The organism is Streptomyces shenzhenensis, assembly GCF_021462265.1.
Lineage (GTDB): Bacteria > Actinomycetota > Actinomycetes > Streptomycetales > Streptomycetaceae > Streptomyces > Streptomyces shenzhenensis.
The window spans coordinates 17103-42679 of sequence record NZ_JAJONF010000025.1 but is presented as its reverse complement, the minus strand read 5'-3'; the positions used below and the strand labels follow the sequence as shown (position 1 = coordinate 42679).

Here is a 25577-nt window from a genome sequence, read left to right as displayed (position 1 = left end):
GCCCAGGGCGCCGGGTTGGACGGCACTGAGCACCGGGGCCCCGATACGGCTGGTTTGCCGTACCAGGGCCCCGGGACACACGGTGGCTCGCTCGCCACCCGCCTTGCCCTGCCGCGAGCTGGCCTATGGCACGCTCGGGACGACGTGAAGGTAGCCCTCGTCGACCAGGTCCGGGTAGCCGAACCGTTCGCCGACCGCGAGGAACGCCTGGTGATCACGCAGGCCGATGGGCAGGGCCGAGGCCTTCAGCATTCGCAGAAAGAGCCGGAAACCCAGGTCCGCGTCGACCCTCTCGACCACCTCGGTCAGAGCGGGTACCAGGCCGGGGAGCTTGGGAGGCCAGACACGGTTCCCGTCGCGGCCGCCAGCCGGGGCGCCGCGCAGTCGATGGCTTCCAGCACCGCCGCGCGCAGACCCGGATCAGGCACCGGTGCCGGCGGAGGCGGGACGAAGCCCGGGTCCGCCAGCCGTTCGGCATCCAGCCACGCCGCCTCGACCCCGGCCAGGCATCCCCGCATGCTCTCGTCGTCCCACCGGGGATCGAAGTCACTGTCCGCGCCCCCGACCCACACCGCGCGCAGCACCGGGTCATCTGGAGGCGACTCCAGCAGCAGCCGTACGTCCCGGCCGAGCAGGGTATGGCCCGGCGCGGGCACGTCGGTGACAGAACGGGCAGCGATCATCCGGAGGGCGGGCCCAACGCCGCTTTCCACGAGGCAGTCCAGTTCCGCCACGGTCAGGGTCTGCTCCAGGCCGTCGCACTGCATGGACAGCCAGGAAAGCCCGAACTCCGCCGTCACGGTCACCTCTCCGGATACGCGGTGCAGATGCTTACTTCGCGTCACCATGCCGACTTCAGGTCACGACGCCCTTGCCGACGCTTTCACTTGCCGATCCCGCAGTGCAACCGGTATGCGGCGGCAGGGTGGACACGACGGGCACTCACCGGAGTTGCCGACCGTCCAGGGGTGGCTCAGATGCCGGGCCAGGACTTCTCGTCGCGGAACAGAGGCCGGCCGTCGGGGAGTGCGGTGGGCACGTTCGCCCCGTAGTCGGCCTCCGCGTAAGTCTCCATGTGGGCCTCGTACATGGGCTGAGGCCATAGCCCCGCAGCCGCGTACACGTTGTAGTCGTACATGTTCCCGTACGGCTGCTGAGGGGCGTACCCACTGCCTCCGTCGCCCTGCGCTCCCGCGTAGGAGGCATGAGGCACCCCCGCCTCCACGGTCCCCGCGGCCCCTCCCGCACCGCCCTGTTCCACGAAGAGCGGCAGGCGCAGTTCGCCGGTGTCCATCGCCGCGTTGTTCTGGGAGCGGTGGAGCCGGGAGTAGGCACCGCCGCGGGCGAGGAGTTCGTCGTGGCGGCCGGTCTCGACGATGCGGCCGCGGTCGACGACGAGGATGCGGTCGGCGTCGGGGGCGAGGTTGAGGTCGTGGGTGATCATGATGGTCGTCCGGCCGGTCATCAGGCGGCGCAGCGGTTTGACGACCCGGCGGGCGGCCATCGCGTCCAGGCCGGTGGTCGGCTCGTCGAGGACGAGGACGGGGGCGTCGCGCAGGATCGCGCGGGCGATGGCCAGACGCTGGAGCTGACCGCCGGAGAGCCGGGCGGAGTTGGGGTCGACCTTGGTGTCGTAGCCGTCGGGGAGCCGCACGATGAAGTCGTGGGCGTCGGCGGCCCTGGCCGCGTCCTCGACGGCCTGCTCGCTGGCGCCGGGGCGGCCGCAGGCGATGTTGGCGCGGACGGTGTCGTGCAGGACGAGGGTCTCCTGCGGGAGCAGGGTGATGTACTCGCGCAGCCGGGCCAGCGGGAAGTCGCGGATCGGCACGCCGTCGAGGAGGATCTCGCCGCTGTCCGGGTCGTAGAAGCGGAGCAGCATCTTGGAGACGGTGGACTTGCCGGCGCCGCTGGGGCCGGTGATGATCACGAGTTCGCCGGGGCTGACGGTGAAGGAGAGGCCCTCCAGGGCGGTCCGGTCGGCGCCGGGGTAGCGGAAGCCGACGTCGCGGACCTCGATGGCGCCGTCCGGGCGGCCAGTGTCGGTACCGGTGCCGCGCCGGGGGTCGGCGACCGACGGCCGCACGTCCAGGATCTCGATCAGCCGCTCCGCCCCCGCCGTGGCGGCGGTGACGGTGAGCCCGAGCTGGGCGAGGCTGCGCACGGGCGGATAGAGGTAGCCGAGGAAGGCGGAGAAGGCGAGGAGCTGGCCGAGGGTCATGCGGCCGGTGGAGATCTCCCAGGCGCCGATGCCGATGACGGCGAGGACGCAGATCGTCTCGATGACCTGGACGAGCTGTTCGTAGGCCTCGTTGAGGCGGGTGGCGCGGACCGACGCGCGGAACCAGGCGCTCGCCTCCTCGTGCAGCCGGCGGCGCTCGGCGTCGCGGCGGTCGTACGCCTGCGTGAGCACGATGTTGCCGAGGGACTCCTCGACCACGGAGGTGATGGCGCCGTCGGCGACCCGGCCCTGCCGCGACACGTCCTTGATGGAGCCGGAGAAACGGCGGGCGGCCAGCCAGAACAGGGGCGCGAGGACGAAGGTGGCCGCGGCCAGGTCCCAGCGCAGCCAGAACGCGGCGACCGCGTAGAAGACGGCGCTGAACAGGGCGGACGCGGCGCCGACCAGCCCGGACACGACCAGGGTCTCGATGGCCTCGACGTCGCTGGTCAGGCGGGAGAGCAGGTCGCCCTGGCGGTGCCGCTGGAAGAAGTGCGGGGGCAGCTGCTGGACATGGTCGAAGACGTGCTCGCGCAGCCGCATGACGAAGCGTTCGGTGAGCCAGGCGGCCAGGGAGTTGCCGGCGTACGCGACGATCGCGCCGACGACCGCGATGCCCAGCCATGTGCCGGCCGGGCTCCAGAATGCGCTCAGCGAGCCCTTCTGCAACGCGTGGTCGGTGAGGTCGCCGAAGAGCAGGATGGCCTCGGTCTCGGCGAGCGCGGCGATCACCGTGCACACCCAGACGATCACCAGCCGGCCGCGCAGCCCCCGGGTCAGCGGCCAGAAGCGGCGGAAGGCGACACGGGCCGGGATGGTGGGCGTGTACTCGTACTCGTCCTCGTCCTCGTACTCCTCGCCATCCTCCTCCCGTTTCGGGCCGTCGGCTTCGTATTCGCATTCCCCGCCCCCACTCTCCTTCGCGCGCATTTCGCACCACCTCCGTTCTCCGACGCCAGAACCACCGAAATTCGCGAGCAAAAAGGACCGACGGCGAACCGTCGGTCCTTTTTACGGCCGGCTCAGTTGTCCCGGCCGCCCGGGATCGGCTTGGGGGCCGGCTTCGGCGCGCGCTTCTTGGGCTTCGGCGGCGGCGGGGGCAGGTGCTTGTTGGGCTTGGGGGGCAGCGGGGCGAGCTTCTTGAGGCTCATTCCGACTCCTTGAGAGTTCGAAGTGCAAGTGGTGCGGGATGGTACGAGAATTCTCTTGGGGCAACGTCCGGGGATTTCGGATCGTCATCCTCGGCAATCCCCGCCGCCCGACACCGAGAAACTTACACGGCCCAGATCCCAAGCAACGGCAAAGTCGGCTCGCAAACGGCAAGCAGGCGCTGTGAATACTTAGGCAACAGCTGTATAACGACCCCGAAGCTGAGAGTTCTCTTATATACCTGAGAGCCGGCTTATGAAGCCGAGCCGGGTTCCGGCCCTTCCAGCCTTTCCGGCCCTTCCGGCCCTTCCGGCCCTTCCAGCCCCTCCGCCAGCACCTCCGCAAGGTGTCTCCCCCGCACCCCCGCCAGTTGTTCCAGCTGGGTCCGGCAGGAGTAGCCGTCGGCCAGGACGAGTGTGCCGGGCTCGGCCTCCCGTACCGCGGGCAGGAGCTGTTCCTCCGCGCAGGTCCTCGACACCTCGAAGTGGCCCTTCTCGAAGCCGAAGTTGCCTGCCAGTCCGCAGCAGCCGCCGGCGAGGTCGCCGGTGAGGTCGGCGGCCTCGCGGAGGCGGCGGTCAGGGGCATCGCCCAGTACCGCGTGCTGGTGACAGTGCGTCTGGCCGGTGACCGGACGGCCCAGGCGGGGCGGGGTCCAGTCGGGGGCCAGGCGCTCCAGTGCCTCCGCGAAGGTGAGCACTCGGGCGGCGAGGCGGGCGGCCCTGGGGTCGTCCGGGAGCAGCTCCGGCAGATCGGCACGGAGGGCGGCGGCGCAGCTGGGCTCCAGGACGACGAACGGCGGCAACTCGCCGTCGAGGGCCGGGTCCGACTGCCACTCCGGCTCGGCGTCCGCGTCCGCGTCGGCGTAGGCGTCCGCGTCAGTGTCGGCGTCGGCGTCGGCGTCGGCGTCGGCGTCGGCGTCGGCGTCGGCGTCCGCGGGCCGCAGCAGCAACGGCTCCAGCAGGTCCAGCGTCTGGCGCAGCACCTCGCGGGCGCGGTCCAGCTGGCCCGTCGAGAGGTAGGTGAGACCGCAGCAGGCGCGGGTCCGGCGCGGGCTCAGCACGGGACCGCCGTAGCCCTCCCGCTCGCCGTCGTCCGACCGCCGCACCTTCCACGGCCGGGTCGGCAGGGCCGTGACCTCCACGCCCGCCGCCTCCAGCACCCGTACGGCGGCACGGCCCACGGACGGCGACAGGTACTCCGTGAAGGTGTCCGGCCACAGGAAGGCCGGCCGCCTGGGGAGGTCCGGCGGCCGGCCCGCCCGCGCGTCCGCCCGCCGGTCCCGCAGGCGCCCGCGCTCCCGCCGGCGCTCCCACCGGCCGAAGGGCTCCGTCGCGAGGTGCGGGATCCGCCGCTCCGGTGCGATTCCGCCGAGGCGTTTGGCGAGCGATGCCAGGGGGCGTACCCGGGCGAGTGCGTTGAGGAGCGCCGCCGTGCGGGTGCGGGCCACCAGGCGGAGCCATCGCGGCAGCCACCCCATGCTGTAGTGGGCGGCCGGGCGGCGCCTGCCCGCGTAGTGCTGGTGCAGGAACTCCGCCTTGTAGGTCGCCATGTCCACCTCGACCGGGCAGTCCGACCGGCAGCCCTTGCAGGACAGGCAGAGGTCCAGGGCGTCCCGGACCTCCGTCGAGCGCCAGCCGTCCGTCACCAGGTCGCCGGCCAGCATCTCGTGCAGCAGCCGGGCCCGGCCGCGGGTCGAGTGCTCCTCCTCGCCGGTCGCCCGGAAGGACGGGCACATGACCGAGGCGCCGTCCGTCCCGGTCGTACGGCACTTCGCCACGCCCACGCAGCGGCGGACCGCCGCCGAGAAGTCGCCGCCGTCGCCGGGGTATCCGAAGGCCACGGGCACCGGCTCGCGGGGCAGGACGGCGAAGCGGAGGTTCGCGTCCAGGGGAGCGGGCCGGACCAGCATGCCGGGGTTCAGGAGGTCGTCGGGGTCCCAGATCGCCTTCGCTCGCTCGAAGAGCGTCACCATCTCGTCGCCGTACATCTTCGGGAGGAGTTCCGCCCTCGCCTGGCCGTCCCCGTGCTCTCCGGACAGGGAGCCGCCGTGCGCCACCACCACGTCCGCCAGTTCCTCGGAGAAACGGCGGAAGCGGGCCACGCCCGCCCCGCTCAGCAGGTCGAAGTCGATACGGACGTGGATGCAGCCGTCGCCGAAGTGGCCGTAGGGCGTGCCGCGCAGGTCGTGGGCCCGCAGCAGGGCACGGAAGTCCCTCAGGTACGCGCCCAGGCGGGCCGGCGGTACCGCGCAGTCCTCCCAGCCCGGCCACGCCTCTCCCCCGCCGCTCCCGGCTCCGGCCGAACCGGCGGTGCCACCGCCGTCCGGCAGCCGCGTCGCCCTGCCGGAGGCGTCCTCGCGGACGCGCCAGAGCGCGCGTTGCGCCGTGACGTCGGTGACGACCAGCGCGTCGAGGACGTCCGCCGCCGCGACGATCGTCTCCGCACGCGCGCGTGCCTCGGCCGCCGTCTCGCCGCCCGTCTCGACGAACAGCCAGGCACCGCCCCGGGGCAGTCCGGACGGCGACGGCACCAGGTCGGCCGCCATGCCCTCCACCGTCAGCGGCGCGAAGTCCAGCAGCCCCGCCGCCGCCTCGGCCGCCGCGCTCTCGTCGGCGTATCCGAGCACCGCGAGCGCACGCGCGCGTGGGGCCGCCACAAGTCGTACGGTCGCCCCCGTGAGGATCCCGAGCGTGCCCTCGCTGCCGCAGAAGGAGCGGGCGACGTCCGCGCCCCGCTCGGGGAGGAGGGCGTCCAGGGCGTAGCCGGAGATCCGGCGGGGCAGGTCCGGGAAGCCGGTGCGCAGGCGGGCCAGGTCCCCGGCCACCAGTTCCCGCAGGCCCTGCGGCGCCCCGGCCCAGTCCCGCCCGAGCCGCAGCCGCCGTCCCCGCGCGGTGATCACGTCCAGCTCCCGGACGCTGTCCGCCGTCGTGCCCCAGGCCACGCTGTGCGCGCCGCAGGAGTTGTTGCCGATCATCCCGCCGAGCGTGCAGCGGCCGTGCGTGGAGGGGTCCGGGCCGAACCGCAGGCCGTGCGGGGCCGCGGCCTCCTGGAGACGGTCCAGGACCAGCCCCGGCTGGACCAGCGCCGTACGCCCGTCCGGGTTGATTTCGAGCAGGCGGTTCATGTGGCGGGTGAAGTCCAGCACCACCCCCGTGCCCGTCGCCTGCCCCGCGATCGACGTGCCGCCGCCCCGGGCGACCACCGGCACGCCGTGGGTCCGGCACACCTCCAGTACGGCCGCCACGTCGTCCGCGTCCCGGGGGGCCACCACCCCGGCCGGAACCCGCCGGTAGTTGGACGCGTCCATGGTGACCAGGGCGCGGGACGTGACATCGAAGCCGACCTCACCCCGGACGGCGCTCCGCAGTTCCGCCTCGAGTTCCGCGAAATCCGACATACGTCCACTCAACCAGCCCCCGCGGCGTTTGAGGACCGGGCCGCCGCCCAGGCCGGAGGGACCAGGCCCCCGCCCGGACCGGAGCAGGAGGCGGGCCCGCCTTACGCACGCGTCCCATACGGACACATCTCATGTGCACGCGTCTGACACGGACGCGTCTCATACCCACGCGCCTCACGCGCCTCACGCGCCTCACGCGCCTCACGCGCCTCATACGCACGCGTCTCATACGCACCCGTCTCACCCGACGGACGAGGTTTCGCCCAGGTTTCCTCCAGCGGCTAACCTCACCCCGTGGCTGACATCCAGATCCCCGCTGACATCAAGCCCGCCGACGGACGCTTCGGCGCGGGCCCCTCCAAGGTGCGGACGGAAGCGCTGGACGCGCTGGCCGCCACCGGTACCTCCCTGATGGGCACCTCACACCGCCAGGCCCCGGTGAAGAACCTGGTGGGCCAGGTCCGCGAGGGCATCAGCGCCCTGTTCTCCCTCCCGGACGGCTACGAGGTCGTCCTCGGCAACGGCGGCTCCACCGCCTTCTGGGACATCGCCACCCACGGTCTGATCGACGCCAAGTCGCAGCACCTCAATTTCGGCGAGTTCTCGTCCAAGTTCGCCAAGGCGGCCAAGCTCGCCCCCTGGCTGGCCGAGCCCACCGTCATCGCCTCCGACCCGGGCACCCACCCGGAGCCGCGGGCCGAGGCCGGCGTCGACGTCTACGCCCTCACCCACAACGAGACCTCGACCGGCGTCGCCATGCCGATCAAGCGGGTCGCGGGCGCCGACGAGGGCGCGCTCGTCCTGGTAGACGCCACCTCCGGCGCGGGCGGCCTCCCGGTCGACGTCGCCGAGACCGACGTCTACTACTTCGCCCCGCAGAAGTCCTTCGCCTCCGACGGCGGCCTGTGGATCGGTGTCTTCTCCCCGGCCGCGATCGAGCGCGCCGAGCGCGTCCACGCGTCCGGCCGTCACATCCCGGAGTTCTTCTCGCTCCCCACGGCGATCGACAACTCCCGCAAGAACCAGACGTACAACACCCCGGCCCTCGCCACCCTCTTCCTGCTGGGCCAGCAGCTGGAGTGGCTGAACGGCCAGGGCGGCCTCGCCTTCTCCACGGCCCGTACGAAGGACTCCTCGACCCGCCTGTACACCTGGGCGCAGGAGAGCAAGTACGCCACGCCGTTCGTCTCGGACCCGGCCAAGCGCTCCCAGGTCATCGGCACGATCGACTTCGCCGACGAGATCGACGCGGCCGCCGTCGCCAAGGTGCTGCGCGCCAACGGCATCGTCGACACCGAGCCCTACCGCAAGCTCGGCCGCAACCAGCTGCGCATCGCGATGTTCCCGGCGATCGACCCGGCGGACGTCGAGGCGCTGACGAAGTGCGTCGACTACGTGATCGAAAGGCTCTGACCGCCCACGGTCCACGACGAGGGGCGCCCGGTGCGGGTACACCGGGCGCCCCTCGGGCTTTCACTCCCCGCCGACGAGCTTCTTGTACGCCGTGGCGTCGAGCAGCCCGTCAGAGGAGACCCCGCCGCCGGTCCTGATCTTGAAGAACCAGGCGTCGTACGGCTCGCTGCCGACCGGCTCAGGACACCCCGCGGATCAGCTCGCCGCGCAGCTCACGCTCGGCACTCCCCCGCCGCCCGGCGCGCCCCCGAACCCGAAGCTCGCCGAACCGCCCGCCGGGATCGCCCCGTTGTGGGCGGCGTTCACCGCGGTGACCTTCCCGCCGCTCTGGGTGTACGACGCGTTCCACATGTCGGTCACCTGCTGCGACCCGCTCCACGTCCAGGTCACCGCCCACGAACCGATCGCGCCGGACCCGGTGTTGGTGACCGTCACGTCCGCGTTGAACCCGCTCCCCCAGTCGCTGCTGACGGCGTAGGAGGCCGAGCAGGAAGCGGCCGTACCACCGCCGCCGCCACCCCCGCCCCCGCCGCTGCTCGGGAACAACGGGGCCTTGACGCTCGCCAGATACCCGTCCTTCACGGTGTCCACGGTCGCCCAGTCGTCCTTCAGGATCCCGCCGGTGTCACCGGAGTTGGGGTTCCAGGACCAGAAGGTCCACTGGAAGGAGTCGGCGCCGTACGTCGACGTCGGCCGCAGGTAACTCACCAGCGCGGCCAGCCACTTCTGGTCCACGGTCGAGGCGAGCGTGGTGCCGAACTCGCCGACCCACACCGGGGCGATGTTCTGCTTGAAGATGTAGCCCCAGTACGAGTCCCACACCCCCGGCATGTTGGCGGGGAAGGCGGGATCGCTGAACCAGCTCTGCTGGGCCACGCTGGTGGCGTAGTCGTGGGCGGAGTACACGACCCGGTTCGGCACGGACAGCTGCACCGGATACTGGGCGACGCCCATCAGGTTGCCGCCCCACCAGCCCGAGACGCCGTTGTACGTCTGCACGCCCTCGACGAAGATCAGCAGGTCGGGATTGACGGACAGCACGGCGTTCCCGGCGCGCTGGGCGGCCAGCCGCCAGTCGACGGAGGTGTCTCCGCAGCCCCAGCAGGCGGGATCGTGCGGCTCGTTGTGGAGGTCGATGCCGATGACGGTCGGGTCGGCCGCGTACCGCGTCGCGAGCGCCTTCAGGTCGGCGATCCAGGTCGACTCGGGGACGGACGAGGTGTACCAGAGCGCCGACTGGCCGCCGGCGTCCGGCCGGTGCCGGTCGAGGATGACCTTGAGTCCGTCCTGCCCGGCGTAGGCCACGATCCTGTCCATCACCTGGAGCGAGTTCAGGCCCTGCAGGTCGGCGTTCTTGCCGTTGCTGAAGTCGATGCTGTTGGGGACGGTCGTGCTCTTGAAGATGTCGTCGCTGTACGGGAGCCGGATGGTGTTGTAGCCCAGCGACCTCATCTGGTCGATCATGCTCTTGTAGTCGCGCGACCAGAGACCGTGCACCACGTAGTTGGCGGTCTCGAAGCCGAACCAGTTGATCCCGGCGATCCGGACCGGCTGCCCGGCCGCGTCCAGGATCTGCCGGCCGCTGGTGTGCCAGTAGCCGGCGCCGGGGGCGTCCGCCGCGTGCGCGGAGTCCGTGGCGCCGGCGAGACCGGCGAAGAGGGGCAGGAGGAGCGCGGCGGCGACAGCACACAGCGCCCTTCGCGGGCTGCGTAAGCGGAACATGGGCCTGTTCCTCTCGGAGTTCCACAAGGGAGGCGCGGCCCCGGAACAGGATGGAAACGCTCCCATGCACCGCGCACCTCCCAGGAAACTGAGACACCGTCATCCCGTCAAGACATACGGCGGCCCGGTCCGCCCCGCGACGGGCGGTGGGAGGGTCAGCCGACCGCGGCGGTGACGGTGTCGATCACGCCGGTGGAGGTGACGGTGACCGAGACCGTGAGGGGCTGGACCCGGCCGGGCGCTCCGGAGGGCGGGACCAGCAGGAGGGCCGGCCTGATGTGGAACGTCGTGGTCGCCGCCGCCGAGAAGGGGGCGGTGTCCCGGTGGGCGCCGACGAGGTAGTACGTCTTGCCGCCGGGCACGCCGGCACCGGTGGTGTCGTCGAGGCTGCTGATGACCTGCGCGGTGCCGCCGCCGGCCGCGCCGGGGAGGGTGACGACGGTGACGTCGAGGGTGCCCTTGACGTGGACCGTCCCGTTCGGGCCGGTGAAGCTGCCGTCGACCGGCAGACTGGCCGAGCGGACCCGCGGGAGGGCGGCGTCCGCGGCCCGGACCGTCCCGGCGGGCGCGGCGGCGGAGGGCACGGCGACGGAGGCCGGAACGGCCATGGCCGGGACAGCGGTGGGCACGGCGGCGGTGGCAGGGACAGCGGTGGGCACGGCGGCGGTGGCAGGGACGGCGATGGCCGGGACAGCGCCCGCAGGGACGGCGACGGCGGGGACAACGGCAGCAGGGACAGCAACGGCGGGGACAGCGACCGCAGGGACAGCGATAGCAGCGACGACCGTGAGCAGGCAGGCGTTTCCGGCAAGGTGCAGGGGGTTGCGGGGCATGGTGCTCCCATTCCGTGCGGCGGGACCCGTCGCCTCGTTCCCGCCCGGTCCCGCGGGGCGGTTCCCAGCCTGCCCGGACCCGCGTACGGCCGCCCCGCCGGTGAGCCGAACGGGTGACGTCCGGCGTCCCGCGCCTGATCAGTGACGGCGCTGGGACGGACGCCGCAGCCGCCGCAGCCCGAAGAGGACGAGCGCGGCGACCCCGACGGCCACGGCACCTGCCTTGACCCCGCCCGAAGAACTCCCGCCGTCGCTCCCGGCCGCCGAACTGCCACTGCCCGACGGCGACGCCTTGCCCGACCCGCCCGGCGCGTCCTGGGCCTGCACCGGGCTGTCGGCCCCCTCGCTCCCGTACAGCAACTTGGTCCCGTCGGCGGAGTAGGAGACCGACTCGCCCTGCTTCTGCAGGGGCACGTCGAGCCGCCCCTCGCGCTTGATCCTGCCGCCGTTCCAGTCGTAGTAGACGCCGCCGAAGTAGCCGCGTACGGCCAGGTGCGTGCCGTCGGGCGAGAAGGCGGCGTCGGTGGCCCACAGGTCGACGGGGGCGATGGGCTTGAAGATGTTCGTACCCGTCGGGGAGAGGGTCGCCGGGCCCTCGTACAGATGCCCGCCGTCCTCCTTCTTGTCGATGATGTACACCCGCCCGGTCTTGGGGTGGACGATCAGCGACTCGGCGTTCCGGGCGCCGTTCGAGTACTTGACAACGTACTGCGTGGCCCGGACGGTCTGGTCGACCAGTTTCCTCGGCTCGGGCAGCCGGTAGATCCAGACGTAGGGCCAGCTGCCGTCGAGGTTGTCGCCGATGTCGCCGACGTAGATCTGGTTGCCGGGACCGATGGAGATGGCCTCGACGTCCCGCGGCGTGCCGACTCCGCTGAGCGTGATCCTCGCGACGGTCTTGCCGGTCGCGCTGTCGACGGCGTAGATGTACGGGCCGTCGCCGCTGTCGTTGTGCGTCCAGTAGATGCCCGGGTGCAGGTGGGAGGCGGCGAGACCGCTGGACTCGGCGATCCGCGGGTCCGTGATCGTGAACCCCTTGTCGCCGGCGGGGTCGGCGGCGGAGGCGGGCGCGGCGGCGAGGGCACCCGTGAGCAGGATCCCGGCGAGGAGGGTGAGCGATCGTGGACGCATGGGCTCAAGCCTGCCATCCCGCGCTGTGTTCGCCCGCCGGGGACGTGGCGGTCCTCACACCCCACCCCTCGCGTTGATCGTCCATCATGAGCGGATGCTCAGGTTCATGCCCGTCGGGGACTCGATGACGATCGGCAGCGCGGGCGAGCACACCTGGCGATACCGCATGTGGCAGCACCTGTGCGGGACGTACGACGGCCCGTGCACGCTGGTCGGCCCCCGCGAGACGCTGTACGACAAGCAGGCCGAGGCACCCACCTCGTACGCCTACGCCGAGCCCGGCTTCCCGCGCGCCCACCTGGCCGGCTGGGGCGAGGGCTGGCTGCACATGGCCCCGCTCATCGGGGAGGCGGTGCGCTCGTGCCGCGCCGACGTCCTGCTCGTCTCCCTCGGCCTGATCGACCTGGGTTTCTACACGAACGCGGAGCAGACGGCGGCGAACGTACGGATCTTCGTCGCGAACGCGCGGGAGGCCGACGCGGGCATCCACATGGTGCTGCTGCCGGTGATCCGGAACATCCGGGCGGTGTCGGACGAGCCGTTCGCGGAACAGGTGACCCGCTTCAACGAACTGCTGGCGAAGACGGCGGCCGACCTGGACGAGCCCCGCTCCCCGATCCTCATGGCCTCACCCCCGGCGTCGTACGACATCGACACCGACACCTACGACGGCACCCACCCGAACGCGAGCGGCGAGCACCGGATCGCGGGGGCGTTCGCGGAGGCGATGCGGCAGGGGTGGGGACTGGGCAAGGAGTACAAGGAGTACAGGGCCGGAACAGGCTGACCGAATTCCGCCGTTGCCCGGTCACCGTGCGTATCGTTGAACCGCGCGGCCGCACTCGTGCGGAGGACGGCCGGGGAGGAGCGCCAGGATGACCGTCCTCGAAGACAGGATCGCGATGGCCAAGAGCGACGACGAGATCACGCTCGACGAACTGTTCGAGCAGATCGAGAAGATGCCCGCCCCCGAGGGATACAAGGTCGAGATCGTCGAGGGGACCGTCTTCATGTCGCCACAGCGGGACACCCACTGGGAGATCATCCTGGACATCGTCGAGCAGCTGCGGACCAAGTACCCCCGAAAGCGGGTCAAGTCCGACGTCCGTATCGACTACCCGGGGCATCTCAACGGGTTCGCGTCGGACGTGACGGTGATGGCCGAGGACGCCGCCAGGACGGAGAGCGGGCTCTGGCGGCATCAGGACGTGGAGTTCGTCGCCGAGGTCATCTCCAAGAGCACCGCGGCCAACGACTACGGCCCCAAGAAGACCGCGTACGCCGCGGCCGAGGTCCCCGTCTACCTGATCGTCGACCCCTACCAGCGCCGCGTCCACGTCTACACCCACCCCAAGGGCGACACCTACACGACCGAGACGAGGGTCGACTTCGGCACCGACGTCGACCTCACGAGGACCACCGTCGGCCTCACCCTGAAGACGGACGAGTTCCCCGTCGACTAGGAGGTCGGTCTCAGTCGATACAGAACTCGTTGCCCTCGATGTCCTGCATCACGATGCAGGAATCGTCGCCGCCGTCGTACAGGAGCCGTACGCGCACCGCGCCGAGCGGGAGCAGGCGGGCGCACTCGGCCTCCAGCGCGGCCAGGCGCTCCTCACCCAGGAGCCCGGTGCCGACCCGCACGTCGAGATGGACCCGGTTCTTGACGGTCTTCCCTTCGGGAACGCGCTGGAAGTACAGCCGCGGGCCGACCCCCGTCGGATCGACGCAGGCGGACCACGCCCCCCGCTCCTCCGGGGACTGGGCGCTCTCGTAGTCGTCCCAAGTGGCGAACCCCTTTGGGGGCGGAGGCACTTCGTACCCCAGCACCTCGCACCAGAAGCGGGCGACGCGCTCGGGTTCCGCGCAGTCGAAGGTGACCTGGAACTGCTTGACCGATGGCATCGGCGCACCTTAGCAGGGGCCTTCGCCGTCGGCCGACACCTTTTCAACGCCCCCTGCTCTCTTGCTTAGAGCGCACTCCACGTCGTTGGCTTGGTGACCATGAAGTACACGCAGCTCGGACGTACCGGCCTCAAGGTCAGCCGACTCGTTCTCGGCACCATGAACTTCGGCCCGCAGACCGACGAGGCCGACAGTCACGCGATCATGGACGCGGCGCTCGGCGCCGGCATCAACTTCTTCGACACTGCGAACGTGTACGGGTGGGGTGAGAACAAGGGGCGGACCGAGGAGATCATCGGCAACTGGTTCGCCAAGAGCCCCGCCCACCGCGACAAGGTGGTGCTCGCCACCAAGGTGTACGGCAACATGGCCGCCGACGGCGACGCCTGGCCCAACCATGACAAGCTCTCCGCCCTCAACATCCGGCGGGCCGTGGACGCGAGCCTCAAGCGGCTGCGGACCGACCACATCGACGTCTACCAGTTCCACCACGTCGACCGCCGGACCCCCTTCGAGGAGATCTGGCAGGCGATCGACACCCTCGTCACGCAGGGGAAGATCCTCTACGTCGGCTCCTCCAACTTCCCCGGGTACAAGATCGCCCAGGCCAACGAGATCGCCGCCCGGCGCGGCGGGACCATCGGTCTGGTCAGCGAGCAGTGCCTCTACAACCTCGCCGAACGCCGTGCCGAGATGGAGGTCATCCCGGCCGCGCAGGAGTACGGCCTCGGGGTCATCCCCTGGTCGCCGCTGCACGGCGGACTGCTCGGCGGCGTGATCAAGAAGGAGGTCGAGGGCGGGCGCCGGGCCGGCGGCCGGGCCGCCGACTCCCTCGCCAACACCACCATCCGCGCCCAGATCCAGGCCTACGAGGACCTGCTGGCCAAGCACGGCGTGGAGCCCGGCGAGGCCGCCCTGGCGTGGCTGCTCACCCGCCCCGGCGTCACCGGCCCGATCGTCGGCCCGCGCACCGGCGAACAGCTCGACTCGGCTCTGCGGGCCGTGGAGCTGGAACTCAGCGAGGAACTGCTGGAGGGCCTCGACGAGATCTTCCCGGGTCCGGGCCCGTCCCCGGAGGCCTTCGCCTGGTAGGAGACCGCAGGGTCAGCGGCCCCTGAAGGGCGCGGGGCGGTAGCCGACGGCAGCGCCCTGAAGGGGCGCGGGGAACTGCGCGACCAGCGCCGCAGCGGCCCGCGGCCGACGGCGAACGGCCGGCCGCGGGCCGCCGGCCGGCCCTCACCTCATCGCGGAGGCCACGGCAACCACCACGAACAACAACACAAGCGCACCGGCCATGATCCGGTTCCGGGTCTTCGGGTCCACGGCAACGAGCCTAACCGGCCCCCCTCGGAACCTGCCCGGCGCATCCTGCCGCGGCCGGGCGGGGCACCGGCACGCGCTGGCACCGGCACCGGCACTGATCAGGCACCGCCTACGTCCTGCGCCCCGGCCCGCGGGCCGGCCCCCAGCTCCCAGCGGGCGACCACCTCGTACCGGGGCTGGTCCCCCCGCACCCCGGCCACCGGCAGATTGCTCCGCACCAGCGCCAGCTCCCCGACCGTCCAGGTGCTGCTCGTGAACTCCGCGAGCAGCTCGACGTACGGCCGTACCTGCACCGCGTCCCGGCTGCGGGCCACCGTCAGGTGGGCCTTGTAGCGGCGGTGCTCCCCCATCGGCAGGCCCGCCTTCCGGCCCGCCGCCTCCGCGCGGTCGGCCAGCAGGCGGAGGGTGTCCAGGTTGCCGTCGGCACCCGCCCACAGGGCCCTGCCGTGCCCGAACTGCCCGCCGCCCGCGACGGACAGCTCGAAAGGCGGGGTGCGGTGGGAGGCCCGGGCCAGCCGGTCCGACAGGGCCGGTACGACGTCGTCGGCCACCTCTCCGTAGAACGCGAGCGTGTAGTGCCACCCGGGCCGACCGGTCCAGCGCAGCGCCTCCGCGCCCGGCAACCGCTTCAACCTGTCGACCTCCACGGCGAGTTCGTCGACCACCTCCGACGGGGGCAGCACGGCTGCGAAGAGTCTCATGGGGGCAACCCTGCCAAAAGAACGCTTGTGCGCGGGAGGGACGACGGCATGAATCGCCCCATGGAGGGCGACGGGAAGATCAGGATCCGGGACGGCTGTGCCGACGGCATCCCGCTGGTCGCGTTCCAGGAGCGCAACGGCTTCACCCCGGCCGGGCCCTTCACCACCGACGTGCCGGGCGGCGGCAGCCGGCCGGGACAGGTACTGACCCGGAGGCCGTAGCCGCGGTGGCGGCCGCCTCCGGGCCGGTGGACGTGCGCGTGGGTGTGTCTCACGCGACCGGGGCGAGCTGTTCCTGCTGTTCTCTCGGGACGAAACGGACCCGGGGGTGGCCGCCGTGCCAGCCGACCGCCAGGCGGAGGTTGCCGACCCGGGCCAGGACCAGGCCGATGACGACGGCCGCGGCCGCGGCGATCGTGCCGCCGACGGCGAGGCCCGCGCGGACACCGTACGCGTCCGTGATCCAGCCGGCGATGGGCGCGCCGATGGGTGAGCCGCCCATGAAGACCATCATGTACAGGGCCATCACCCGCCCCCGCATGGCCGGGTCGGTGCCCATCTGGACGGTGGTGTTGGCGGTGACGTTGACGGTCATGCCGAACATGCCGAGCGGGACCATGAGGAGCGAGAACAGCCAGAGGGAGGGGGCGGCCGCGGCCACCAGCTCCAGGCCGCCGAAGGCGACCGCCGCCGCGAGCATCACCCGCAGCTTCGCGGTGCCGCGCCGGGCCGCGAGCAGGGCGCCGGCCAGGGAACCGGCCGCCATCAGGGTGTTGAAGAGGCTGTAGGAGCCGGCGCCGGCGTGGAAGACGTCGTCCGCGAAGGCGGAGAGGTAGACGGGGAAGTTGAAGCCGAAGGTGCCGATGAACCCGATCAGGATGATGGTCCAGGTCAGGTCCGGGCGCCCGGCGACATAGCGCAGGCCCTCCCGCAGCTGGCCCTTGCCTCTCGGTGCGCGCTCGACGACGTGCAGCTCACGCGCCCGCATCAGCAGCAGGCCGACGAGGGGGGCGACGAAGGACAGGCCGTTGAAGAGGAACGCCCAGCCCGTGCCCACTCCGGTGATCATGAGGCCGGCGACGGCCGGGCCGACCAGGCGGGCGGACTGGAAGTTCGCGGAGTTCAGGCTGACCGCGTTCTGCAGCTGGTCCGGGCCGACCATCTCGGAGACGAAGGACTGGCGGGCCGGGTTGTCGACGACCGTGGCGAGGCCGACGGCGAAGGCGACCAGGTAGACGTGCCAGACCTGGACATGGCCGGAGAGGGTCAGCAGCGCCAGCGCGATGCCGGTCAGGGCCATCGAGGTCTGGGTGACGAGGAGGGCGCGCCGCTTGTTCAGGCGGTCGACCAGGACCCCGCCGTAGAGGCCGAAGAGCAGCATCGGCAGGAACTGCAGGGCGGTGGTGACGCCGACGGCGGTCGCGGAGCCGGTGAGGCTGAGGACCAGCCAGTCCTGCGCGATGCGCTGCATCCAGGTGCCTATGTTCGAGACGACCTGGCCGGCGAAGAACAACCGGTAGTTCCTGACATTCAGCGAGCTGAACATCGAGGACCTGCGGGCTGCGGGGGTAGTAGGGGCGGTCGGTGCGGGGACGGAAGGTGTTCCGGGTCCCGTACTCAAAGGAATTCGCCTCCTCCTTCTATCGGGACTTACAGGTGTGCGAGCTTCTCCAGCACGGGGGCGGCGGCGCGGATTTTCGCCCATTCGTCCTCGTCGAGGCCGTCGACCAGGCCGGCCAGGAACGCGTTGCGCTTGCGGCGGCTCTCTTCGAGCATCGCCTCGGCCTGTTCGGTCCTGGTGACGACTTTCTGGCGCCGGTCATCGGGGTGCGGCTCCAGCCGGACCAGGCCCTTGGCCTCCAGCAGCGCCACGATGCGGGTCATCGAGGGCGGCTGGACGTGCTCCTTGCGGGCCAGCTCACCGGGGGTGGCCTGGCCGCAGTTGGAGAGGGTGCCCAGCACCGACATCTCGGTGGGGCTAAGTGACTCGTCGACCCGCTGGTGCTTGAGCCGTCGCGAGAGTCGCATCACGGCGGAGCGGAGGGCGTTCACGGCGGCCGCGTCGTCGCCATGGGTAAGGTCCGGCATGTTCCTTAGAGTAACTCATTACTCTGCCTAAAGACCACCCGGGCGCGCCGATGCGCCCGTGACCTCGGCCACTGAACCCGGAAGCCTGAGGGATCACCCCCCGGGAAAACATCGCGTCACCCTTACGAGTGAGCCGGATCCGGAAAGTGACGCATCGGGCGCGCGGATGTGGCGCCCTCGTACCCATGGGGACCAGTGTGTTCAGTCTGCGGATAGACAAGGAGCTGCTCGACCGGCTCCGGTGCCATGCGGCCAAAAGAGGAATGAGCGTCCAGGACTACGTGGTCCGGACGCTCATTCGGGACGATTTCGACCAGCGGTTCTCGGCCGCCGTCGAGGAGACGGAGAGGTTCTACGGCGACCAGGTCAAGGTCACCTGACCCCGGCAGGTCAGGTGAGACCCAGGGCCGGCATCAGGTAGTAGAAGGCGAACACCGCCGAGACCACGTACATCGCGACCGGGACGTCCTTGGCCCGGCCGACGGCCAGGCGCATCAGCACGAAGGTGATGAAGCCCATGCCGATGCCGTTCGTGATCGAGTAGGTGAACGGCATCATCACCATGGTCACGAAGGCCGGGATCGCGAGGGTGTGGTCGGCCCAGTCGATCTCCTTGACGGACCCGGCCAGGATCAGGAAACCGACCGCGAACAGCGCCGGGGTGGCCGCCTGGGAGGGGACCATCGTCGCGACGGGGGTGAGGAACAGCGCCACGGTGAACAGCCCGCCGGTGACGACGTTGGCGAAGCCGGTGCGCGCGCCCTCGCCGACGCCCGCCGTCGACTCGACGAAGCAGGTGGTGGCGGAGGAGGAGCTGGCACCGCCGACCGCGACCGCGACACCGTCGATGAACAGGACCTTGTTGATGCCCGGCATGTAGCCCTCGGCGTCGGTCAGCTTGGCCTCGTCGCTGACGCCCATGATCGTGCCCATGGCGTCGAAGAAGCAGGACAGCAGGACCGTGAAGACGAAGAGGATGCCGGTCAGCACGCCGACCTTGCCGAAGCCACCGAAGAGGCTGACCTTGCCGAGCAGACCGAAGTCCGGGGTGGAGACCGGGCTGCCGGGCCACGTCGGAACGGTCAGGCCCCAGCTGGTCACATGCGTGACGGCGTTGACGACCAGCGCGAGCACGGTCATCGCGACGATCGAGATCAGGATCGCGCCGGAGACCTTGCGGACGATCAGCGCGAGGGTGAGCAGCACGCCGAGCACGAAGACGAGCACGGGCCATCCGTTGAGGTGGCCGTCGGCGCCGAGCTGGACCGGGACGGTGGTCTGGGCGACGTCCGGGATACGGGTGACGAAGCCGGAGTCCACCAGCCCGATCAGCATGATGAACAGGCCGATACCGATCGAGATCGCCTTGCGCAGGCTGTAGGGGACGGCGTTCATCACGCGCTCCCGCAGACCGCTGGCGACCAGCAGCATCACGACGAGGCCGGCCAGCACCACCATGCCCATGGCGTCCGGCCAGGACATCCGGGGCGCCAGCTGGAGCGCGACGACGGAGTTCACGCCGAGGCCGGCGGCCAGCGCGATCGGGACGTTGCCGATGACGCCCATGAGCAGCGTGGTGAAGGCCGCGGTGATGACCGTGGCGGTGACCAGCTGACCGTGGTCGAGATGGTGGCCGTACACGTCCTTCGCGCTGCCGAGAATGATCGGGTTCAGCACGATGATGTACGCCATCGCGAAGAACGTGGCGAAGCCGCCGCGTACCTCGCGGGCGAGGGTGCTGCCCCGCTCGGAGATCTTGAAGTAACGGTCCAGCGCGCCGTACGCGGGGGTCGCACCCGGCTGTTCGGGGGCGGGGGCCTGCAGGGAAGCCGGGGTCGACATTGGAGATTCCTACGATAAGAAGCGGCCAGAGACAAACGGTTTCAGTATGAACATATGATGGCTAGATCGCTATCTCCGCGCGTAGATACCTGAGGTGCGTATGCTGAGCGCCATGGCGAAGTGGACTCCCCGGCACGAGGCACCGGAGCCCCTCGAGGGCCCTGTCGTCCCGACGGTCATCGGCGGCACGATCATCTGGTTCGTCCTCTTCCTGGCCCAGCTCCCCTTCTACGGCTGGTACTCCGACCACGGCCACACCTGGTGGATCTGGACCTGCCTGGCCGGCGGCGGCCTCGGCCTGATCGGCGTGTACTACGTGAAGCGACGCGACGCGGCGATCAAGGCGTTCCGCGCGGCGACCGAGTAGGAACGCCCCCACCACGAGGCACCCACGCCGCCCTGAACGGCCTCGCCCTCAATCGCCGGACGGGCTGGGTCGGAGGCGGAACGGTCTTCGCCCTCGGACGCCGGACGGGCTGGAGGACGGGGGCGGCTTTTCAGAGGACCGAGTCGGGTGGGTGGGCAAAGGTGTCGGCGACTACAACCTGCGCACGACTTCGCTCCTCCCCTGGTCGGATCTTCCGGGCACTCGGCAGGTGAACGCGTAAATCCGCACGTACCGTCGAATGCATGCAGCACATCGACGCGGGCGCCGAGCTCGACCCGGTCCATCCCGTACCGCTGCCGGTACCGGTGACCGGTCTGACCGCCGCCCAGGTCGCGGAGCGGGTCGCGCGCGGCGAGGTGAACGACGTACCCGTCCGCAGCAGCCGCTCCCTCGGCGAGATCGTGCGCGCGAACGTCTTCACCCGGTTCAACGCGATCATCGGCGTGCTGTGGCTGGTCATGCTGGTCGTGGCGCCGATCCAGGACAGCCTGTTCGGCTTCGTGATCCTCGCCAACACGGGTATCGGCATCGTGCAGGAGTGGCGGGCGAAGAAGACCCTGGACTCACTCGCGGTGATCGGTGAGGCGCGGCCGACGGTGCGCCGGGACGGGGCCGCCGTCGAAGTGAGTACGAGTGAGATCGTGCTCGGTGATCTGATAGAGATCGGTCCGGGCGACAAGATCCCCGTGGACGGGCTGTGTGCCGAGGCCGACGGGCTGGAGATCGACGAGTCGCTGCTCACCGGCGAGGCCGACCCGGTCGTCAAACGCGCCGGCGACCATGTGATGTCGGGCTCCTTCGTGGTGGCCGGCGGTGGTGCCTTCGCGGCGACCAAGGTCGGCCGGGAGGCCTACGCGGCCCAGCTCGCCGAAGAGGCCTCCCGCTTCACGCTGGTCCACTCCGAGCTGCGCACCGGCATCTCGACCATCCTGAAGTACGTGACCTGGATGATGGTCCCGGCCGCGGTCGGCCTGGTCGCCACCCAGCTGGTCGTGAAGAACAACGGCCTCAAGGACGCCGTCGCGCGCACGGTCGGCGGCATCGTCCCGATGGTCCCCGAGGGCCTGGTCCTGCTCACCTCCGTCGCCTTCGCGATCGGCGTGATCCGGCTGGGCCGCCAGCAGTGCCTGGTCCAGGAACTCCCCGCGATCGAGGGTCTCGCCCGCATCGACACCGTCTGCCTGGACAAGACCGGCACCCTCACCGAGGGCGGCATGGACGTCTCCGAGCTGCGGGCGCTGAACGGGGCCGACGAGACGTACATACGCAAGGTGCTGGGCTCGCTCGGCGAGTCCGACCCGCGCCCCAACGCCTCCCTCCAGGCGATCATCGACGCCTACCCGGACAGCGAGGACTGGCGGTGCGTGGAGTCACTGCCCTTCTCCTCCGCCCGCAAGTACAGCGGGGCGACCTTCAGCGAGGGCGACGGGGAGCTGAGCACCTGGCTGCTGGGGGCGCCGGACGTGCTGCTCGGCGCCGACGACCCGGCACTGGCCGAAACCGTACGTCTCAACGAGCAGGGTCTGCGGGTGCTGCTGCTGGCCCGCGCCGCCGGAGACCTGGACGATCCGGAGGTGGCGCGGGGTGCGGGCGCCACCGCCCTGGTGGTCCTGGAGCAACGGCTCCGTCCGGACGCCGCCGACACCCTGCGCTACTTCGCCGACCAGGACGTCCGTGCGAAGGTCATCTCCGGCGACAACGCGGTGTCGGTCGGCGCCGTGGCCGCGAAGCTCGGCCTCAGCGGTACGGCGGTGGACGCGCGCCGGCTGCCCACCGAGCCGGCCGGGATGGCCGAGGCCCTCGACGCGGGCACCGTCTTCGGACGGGTCACCCCGCGGCAGAAGCGGGACATGGTGGGAGCGCTGCAGTCGCGCGGGCACACGGTCGCGATGACCGGCGACGGCGTCAACGACGTACTCGCCCTGAAGGACGCCGACATCGGCGTCTCGATGGGCTCGGGCTCGGAGGCGACCAGGGCGGTCGCCCAGATCGTCCTGCTCAACAACAGCTTCGCCACGCTGCCCTCGGTGGTGGCCGAGGGCCGGCGGGTGATCGGCAACATCACCCGGGTCGCCACGCTGTTCCTGGTCAAGACGGTGTACTCGGTGCTGCTCGCGCTGCTCGTGGTCTGCTGGCAGGTCGAGTACCCCTTCCTGCCGAGGCACCTGACCCTGCTCTCCACCCTGACCATCGGCATCCCGGCCTTCTTCCTCGCCCTGGCACCGAACAAGGAACGGGCACATCCGCACTTCGTCCGCCGGGTGATGCGGTACTCGATCCCGGGCGGCCTGGTGGCCGGTGCGGCGACGTTCCTGACGTACCTGATCGCCCGGCACTACTACACGGGAGCCGGGGCCCTGGACGCCGAGACCAGTGCCGCGACGCTGACCCTGTTCCTGATCTCGCTGTGGGTGCTGGCGATCATCGCCCGCCCGTACACGTGGTGGCGGGTCGCCCTGGTGGCCGCGATGGGCGTGGCCTTCGTGTTCGTACTCGCCGTACCCGCGCTGCAGAGTTTCTTCGCGCTGAAGCTGGCGGGGATGGTGATGCCGTGGACCGCCGTCGGCGTGGCCGTGGTGGGGGCGGCCGTGCTGGAGCTTCTCTGGAAGTGGGTGGAGCGGAGATTCCCGGTGTGATGCGGTCTGTGGAACTGCGCGGGCCCGGTGGGCTGGTCGCGCAGTTCCCCGCGCCCCTTACGGGGCGCTGCCCCTAGGGGCGTTCACTACTGCACGTCGACGTAGTCGGCCGTGGCGTTGACCGCCGGAGTGGTCGAGGTGCCCGCGAAGGAGTAGCGGTAGTAGCCGTCCACCGTCGCGGTGGTCGTCGTCTTCAGGGCGCCCGTGGAGGACGACTTGATGGTCTTCAGCGTGGTGTAGGTGCTGGAGCCCTTCTTACGGAACTGGAGCTTGACCGACTGGCTGCCGTAGGCGCCGTACTTGTGGGTGTCCCAGTTGGCGCGGGTCAGGGAGCCGGTGACCGTGATGGTCTTGCCCTTCTTGACCGGCTCGGGGGTGGCGTCGGCCGTCAGCTTCGCGGCGCGCAGGACCTTGGTGGTGCCCAGGCCGCCGACCCACTTGACGCCGTCCTTGCCGGCGGCGACAGCGCCGACCGACCAGGAGCCCGCCTCGGAGTTGGTCAGGTCCGAGTCCGCGCCGACCGTGAAGACGAGGGCGGCCTTGCAGTTGAGGACGGTCGAGGACACTGCGGTGCAGGTGCCCGGCTCGTCGCTCACGAAGAGGTCGCTGGGCGACGTCACGGAGGTGCCGCGGTAGATGGCCGGGCCGGTGGCGAAGTCGGTCGCCTTCAGGCTCGACGGGTGCGTCACGGTGTAGGTGGCCGAGAAGGACGCCTTGGCCGTGCCGACGACCATGCTGTGGCCCTTGTTGACCTTCATGTTGGAGAAGGTGACGTTCGGCGCGCTGCCGGCGGCGTGGGCGGCCGGGGCGACGAACGCGGAGAGGGCCAGGGCGCCGGAGACGGCGGCCACGGTGGCACGAATGCGCATGGATTCCCCAGTGGGAACAGTGGGCGCGAGGCCCAGGTGATCTAGGGAGTCTGTTGACTCGGATGATCAGATCCACGAGGGGTGAGCAGGGTTGTACGGGTGAGACGTAATCCGGTCAGATTTTGTTTCTTTTGCGACCGGATTACGTCTCCTTGGGGTTACTCCCGGTGCCGCTACTTCACGTCGACGTAGTCACCCGTGGCGTTGACCGCCGGGGTCGTGGCGGTGCCGGCGAAGGAGAAGCGGTAGTAGCCGTCCACCGTCGCCTTGGTGGTCGTCTTCAGGGTGCCGGTCGAGGACGTCTTGATGCCCTTGACGTTGGTGTAGGTGCTGGTGCCCTTCTTGCGGAACTGCAGCTTCACGGACTGGCCCGCGTAGCCGTGGTACCTGTTGTCCTCCCAGTTGGCCCGGGACAGCTTGCCGGTGACCGTGACGGTCTTGCCCTTCCTCACCGGCTCCGGGGCGGCGTTGACCGTCAGCCTGGACAGGCGCTGGACCTGGGTGCTGCCGAGGGCGCCCTGGTCGGCGAACCCGACCTTGGTGATGTCGAAGCCGCTGCTGGCCGGGTCCTGGCCGTTGTACGCGATGGCCAGGGCACCGGCGTGCCAGAGACCGGCGTCGGAGTTGAACAGGTCTCCGTCGCCCGGGTAGATGTCGATGTTCGCCTTGCAGCTGGCGGTGGTCGCCGAGGTGACCGCGCACTTCGCCGGGTCGTCGCCGATCAGGAAGTTGGTCTGGTCGGTGTAGGAGCCCTTGTAGATGAAGGCGCCCGAGAAGAAGTCGGCGGCGGTGATGTCCACGTCGGCGCCGTGCGTCAGCGTGTAGGTGACCGACGTCGCGACGTGAGCGCTCGTACCGACCTTGACCGCCTTGGCGATCTTGAGGTTGGAGAAGGTGACGTCCATGGCGTACGGACCGTCGTCGGCCGCGGTGGCGGCGGTGGCGGCGGTGTAAGCGGTCTTGCCCGACGTCGAGTGAGCGGCCGCGAAGAGCTTCGTCGCGTCGGCGCCGAAGGACGGGCCGCCGGCGGCGTGCGCGGCCGGCATCGCGAAGGCGGAGAGAGCCAGGGCGCCGGAGACGGCGGCCACGGTGACACGAATACGCATGTGCTTCCTCGGAGAGAAGAGGTGAGAAGCGGAAGGCGTGGGGGGTGGGAGGTGACCGGAGCGCCGGGCTACTTCACGTCGACGAGGTCACCCGTCGCGTTGACCGCGGCCGTGGTCCCGTTGCCCGCGAAGGAGTAGCGGTAGTAGCCGTCCACGGTCGCCTTGGTCGTCGTCTTCAGGGCGCCCGCCGACGTGGCCTTGACGGTCTTCAGCGTGGTGTAGGTGCTGGAACTCTTCTTGCGGAACTGCAGCTTCACCGACTGGCTGCCGTAGGCGCCGTACTTGAGGGACTCCCAGTTGGCGCGGGTCAGGCTGCCGGTGACCGTGAGGGTCTTGCCCTTCTTCACCGGCTCCGGCGTGGCGTCGGCCGTCAGCTTGGCGGCGCGCTGGAACGTGAAGGAGCCCGCCTTCTCGGCCCAGACGAAGTCCCCGTCCTTGGCGTCGACCCACGCGTCGACGTACCAGGTACCGGCGCTCGCGTTGCTGAGATAGTCGACCTTCGGGTCGATCTTCACGGTGCCGGTGCACGTCGAGGTGGTCGAACTGGCCGCCACGCAGGTCGGCTTGGAAGTGGTGAAGAAGCCGTAGTCCGGTCCCGACAGCGAGAAGTTGTCGGCGCTCTTGATACCGGAGTCGTCCCTGGCCGTCACCGCGACCTTGACGGTCACCACGCCGGACGTGCCCACGACCACCTTGTTGTCGCCGTCGACGACGACCTTGGTGATCGTGGTGTCACCGGATCCCCCGTCGGCGTGGGCCAGCGGCACCGCGACCGCGCAGAGGGCCAGAGCGCCCGTGACGGAAGCCCCGAAGACACGTATACGCATGAGTTCCCCACGTTGAGTTGATCAGCAAG

Annotated in this window: 24 protein-coding genes; 8 read left to right on the top strand and 16 right to left on the bottom strand. The window is 70.5% G+C overall.

All coding sequences use genetic code 11. The features are described 5' to 3' along the window. Window positions 1-123: 123 nt before the first annotated feature. The 5 genes from LQ326_RS28360 to LQ326_RS28345 all read right to left on the bottom strand — a co-directional run bounded on the left by LQ326_RS28360 (window position 124) and on the right by LQ326_RS28345 (window position 6764). Window positions 124-300, bottom strand: coding sequence for a hypothetical protein (locus LQ326_RS28360; protein WP_234541491.1), 177 nt, complete (start codon window positions 298-300; stop codon window positions 124-126). A 5-nt stretch (window positions 301-305) separates the two neighbouring features. Further along, the gene (locus tag LQ326_RS28355; protein ID WP_234541490.1) at window positions 306-848 is read right to left on the bottom strand and encodes a hypothetical protein; all 543 of its coding nucleotides are present in this window, start codon (window positions 846-848) and stop codon (window positions 306-308) included. Window positions 849-973: 125 nt separating this feature from the next. Next, the gene (locus LQ326_RS28350; RefSeq protein ID WP_234541489.1) at window positions 974-3148 is read right to left on the bottom strand and encodes an ABC transporter ATP-binding protein; all 2175 of its coding nucleotides are present in this window, start codon (window positions 3146-3148) and stop codon (window positions 974-976) included. A 92-nt stretch (window positions 3149-3240) separates the two neighbouring features. Continuing rightward, window positions 3241-3369 (bottom strand): hypothetical protein, encoded by a 129-nt coding sequence (locus LQ326_RS48010; protein WP_268207657.1) that lies wholly within the window; start codon window positions 3367-3369, stop codon window positions 3241-3243. 251 nt (window positions 3370-3620) lie between these two features. Continuing rightward, window positions 3621-6764 carry an FAD-binding and (Fe-S)-binding domain-containing protein gene (locus tag LQ326_RS28345; protein WP_234541488.1) on the bottom strand — a complete coding sequence of 1048 codons (3144 nt, stop codon included), beginning with the start codon at window positions 6762-6764 and terminating at the stop codon, window positions 3621-3623. A gap of 294 nt (window positions 6765-7058) precedes the next feature. Here LQ326_RS28345 and serC point away from each other — a divergent pair, with 294 nt between their 5' ends. Further along, window positions 7059-8177: a phosphoserine transaminase gene (gene serC, locus LQ326_RS28340; protein ID WP_234541487.1), complete on the top strand. Its 1119-nt coding sequence runs from the start codon at window positions 7059-7061 to the stop codon at window positions 8175-8177. Window positions 8178-8372: 195 nt separating this feature from the next. Here the strand turns inward: serC and LQ326_RS28335 are convergent, their stop codons facing one another. The 3 genes from LQ326_RS28335 to LQ326_RS28325 form a co-directional block, all read right to left on the bottom strand. Then, window positions 8373-9899, bottom strand: a complete 1527-nt coding sequence (locus LQ326_RS28335) for a cellulase family glycosylhydrolase (RefSeq protein ID WP_234541485.1) — start codon at window positions 9897-9899, stop codon at window positions 8373-8375. Window positions 9900-10054: 155 nt separating this feature from the next. Then, window positions 10055-10558 (bottom strand): hypothetical protein, encoded by a 504-nt coding sequence (locus LQ326_RS28330; protein WP_234541484.1) that lies wholly within the window; start codon window positions 10556-10558, stop codon window positions 10055-10057. Between the two features lie 312 nt (window positions 10559-10870). After that, on the bottom strand, window positions 10871-11863 hold the full coding sequence (locus LQ326_RS28325) for a TolB-like translocation protein (RefSeq protein WP_234541482.1): 993 nt from the start codon (window positions 11861-11863) through the stop codon (window positions 10871-10873). Between the two features lie 94 nt (window positions 11864-11957). On the opposite strand from LQ326_RS28325, the gene LQ326_RS28320 reads away from it, so the two are divergent. Together LQ326_RS28320 and LQ326_RS28315 are read left to right on the top strand one after the other, a co-directional pair. Then, the gene (locus LQ326_RS28320; RefSeq protein WP_234541481.1) at window positions 11958-12650 is read left to right on the top strand and encodes a GDSL-type esterase/lipase family protein; all 693 of its coding nucleotides are present in this window, start codon (window positions 11958-11960) and stop codon (window positions 12648-12650) included. 88 nt (window positions 12651-12738) lie between these two features. Continuing rightward, window positions 12739-13326, top strand: coding sequence for a Uma2 family endonuclease (locus tag LQ326_RS28315; RefSeq protein ID WP_234541479.1), 588 nt, complete (start codon window positions 12739-12741; stop codon window positions 13324-13326). A gap of 10 nt (window positions 13327-13336) precedes the next feature. Here LQ326_RS28315 and LQ326_RS28310 read toward each other — a convergent pair whose 3' ends face one another. Next, a complete protein-coding gene (locus LQ326_RS28310) occupies window positions 13337-13768 on the bottom strand; it encodes a VOC family protein (RefSeq protein ID WP_234541476.1) in 432 nt (143 codons plus the stop codon). A 99-nt stretch (window positions 13769-13867) separates the two neighbouring features. Here LQ326_RS28310 and LQ326_RS28305 point away from each other — a divergent pair, with 99 nt between their 5' ends. Continuing rightward, window positions 13868-14860: an aldo/keto reductase gene (locus LQ326_RS28305; RefSeq protein ID WP_234541475.1), complete on the top strand. Its 993-nt coding sequence runs from the start codon at window positions 13868-13870 to the stop codon at window positions 14858-14860. A gap of 329 nt (window positions 14861-15189) precedes the next feature. On the opposite strand, the gene thpR is transcribed toward LQ326_RS28305, so the two are convergent. Then, window positions 15190-15792 (bottom strand): RNA 2',3'-cyclic phosphodiesterase, encoded by a 603-nt coding sequence (gene thpR, locus LQ326_RS28300; protein WP_234541473.1) that lies wholly within the window; start codon window positions 15790-15792, stop codon window positions 15190-15192. A gap of 48 nt (window positions 15793-15840) precedes the next feature. Here thpR and LQ326_RS28295 point away from each other — a divergent pair, with 48 nt between their 5' ends. Further along, the gene (locus LQ326_RS28295; protein WP_234541471.1) at window positions 15841-16014 is read left to right on the top strand and encodes a hypothetical protein; all 174 of its coding nucleotides are present in this window, start codon (window positions 15841-15843) and stop codon (window positions 16012-16014) included. Window positions 16015-16063: 49 nt separating this feature from the next. On the opposite strand, the gene LQ326_RS28290 is transcribed toward LQ326_RS28295, so the two are convergent. Next, window positions 16064-17413: an MFS transporter gene (locus LQ326_RS28290; RefSeq protein ID WP_234541469.1), complete on the bottom strand. Its 1350-nt coding sequence runs from the start codon at window positions 17411-17413 to the stop codon at window positions 16064-16066. A 29-nt stretch (window positions 17414-17442) separates the two neighbouring features. Next, window positions 17443-17880 (bottom strand): MarR family winged helix-turn-helix transcriptional regulator, encoded by a 438-nt coding sequence (locus LQ326_RS28285; protein ID WP_234541468.1) that lies wholly within the window; start codon window positions 17878-17880, stop codon window positions 17443-17445. 185 nt (window positions 17881-18065) lie between these two features. On the opposite strand from LQ326_RS28285, the gene LQ326_RS28280 reads away from it, so the two are divergent. Continuing rightward, window positions 18066-18260: a BrnA antitoxin family protein gene (locus tag LQ326_RS28280; RefSeq protein WP_234541467.1), complete on the top strand. Its 195-nt coding sequence runs from the start codon at window positions 18066-18068 to the stop codon at window positions 18258-18260. 10 nt (window positions 18261-18270) lie between these two features. Here the strand turns inward: LQ326_RS28280 and LQ326_RS28275 are convergent, their stop codons facing one another. Further along, window positions 18271-19722 carry an NCS2 family permease gene (locus tag LQ326_RS28275; protein WP_234541465.1) on the bottom strand — a complete coding sequence of 484 codons (1452 nt, stop codon included), beginning with the start codon at window positions 19720-19722 and terminating at the stop codon, window positions 18271-18273. Window positions 19723-19834: 112 nt separating this feature from the next. Between LQ326_RS28275 and LQ326_RS28270 the strand changes: the two genes are divergently transcribed. Both LQ326_RS28270 and LQ326_RS28265 read left to right on the top strand, forming a co-directional pair. Beyond that, window positions 19835-20089: a DUF2530 domain-containing protein gene (locus LQ326_RS28270; RefSeq protein ID WP_234541463.1), complete on the top strand. Its 255-nt coding sequence runs from the start codon at window positions 19835-19837 to the stop codon at window positions 20087-20089. A gap of 263 nt (window positions 20090-20352) precedes the next feature. Then, entirely contained in the window at window positions 20353-22746 is a 2394-nt protein-coding gene (locus LQ326_RS28265) for an HAD-IC family P-type ATPase (protein ID WP_234541461.1), read from the top strand. A gap of 86 nt (window positions 22747-22832) precedes the next feature. On the opposite strand, the gene LQ326_RS28260 is transcribed toward LQ326_RS28265, so the two are convergent. From LQ326_RS28260 to LQ326_RS28250, 3 genes are all read right to left on the bottom strand, one after another. Then, on the bottom strand, window positions 22833-23615 hold the full coding sequence (locus LQ326_RS28260; protein WP_234541459.1) for a hypothetical protein: 783 nt from the start codon (window positions 23613-23615) through the stop codon (window positions 22833-22835). A 173-nt stretch (window positions 23616-23788) separates the two neighbouring features. Continuing rightward, window positions 23789-24721, bottom strand: a complete 933-nt coding sequence (locus LQ326_RS28255; protein ID WP_234541457.1) for a hypothetical protein — start codon at window positions 24719-24721, stop codon at window positions 23789-23791. A 68-nt stretch (window positions 24722-24789) separates the two neighbouring features. After that, the gene (locus LQ326_RS28250; RefSeq protein ID WP_234541456.1) at window positions 24790-25548 is read right to left on the bottom strand and encodes a calcium-binding protein; all 759 of its coding nucleotides are present in this window, start codon (window positions 25546-25548) and stop codon (window positions 24790-24792) included. Window positions 25549-25577 lie beyond the last annotated feature (29 nt).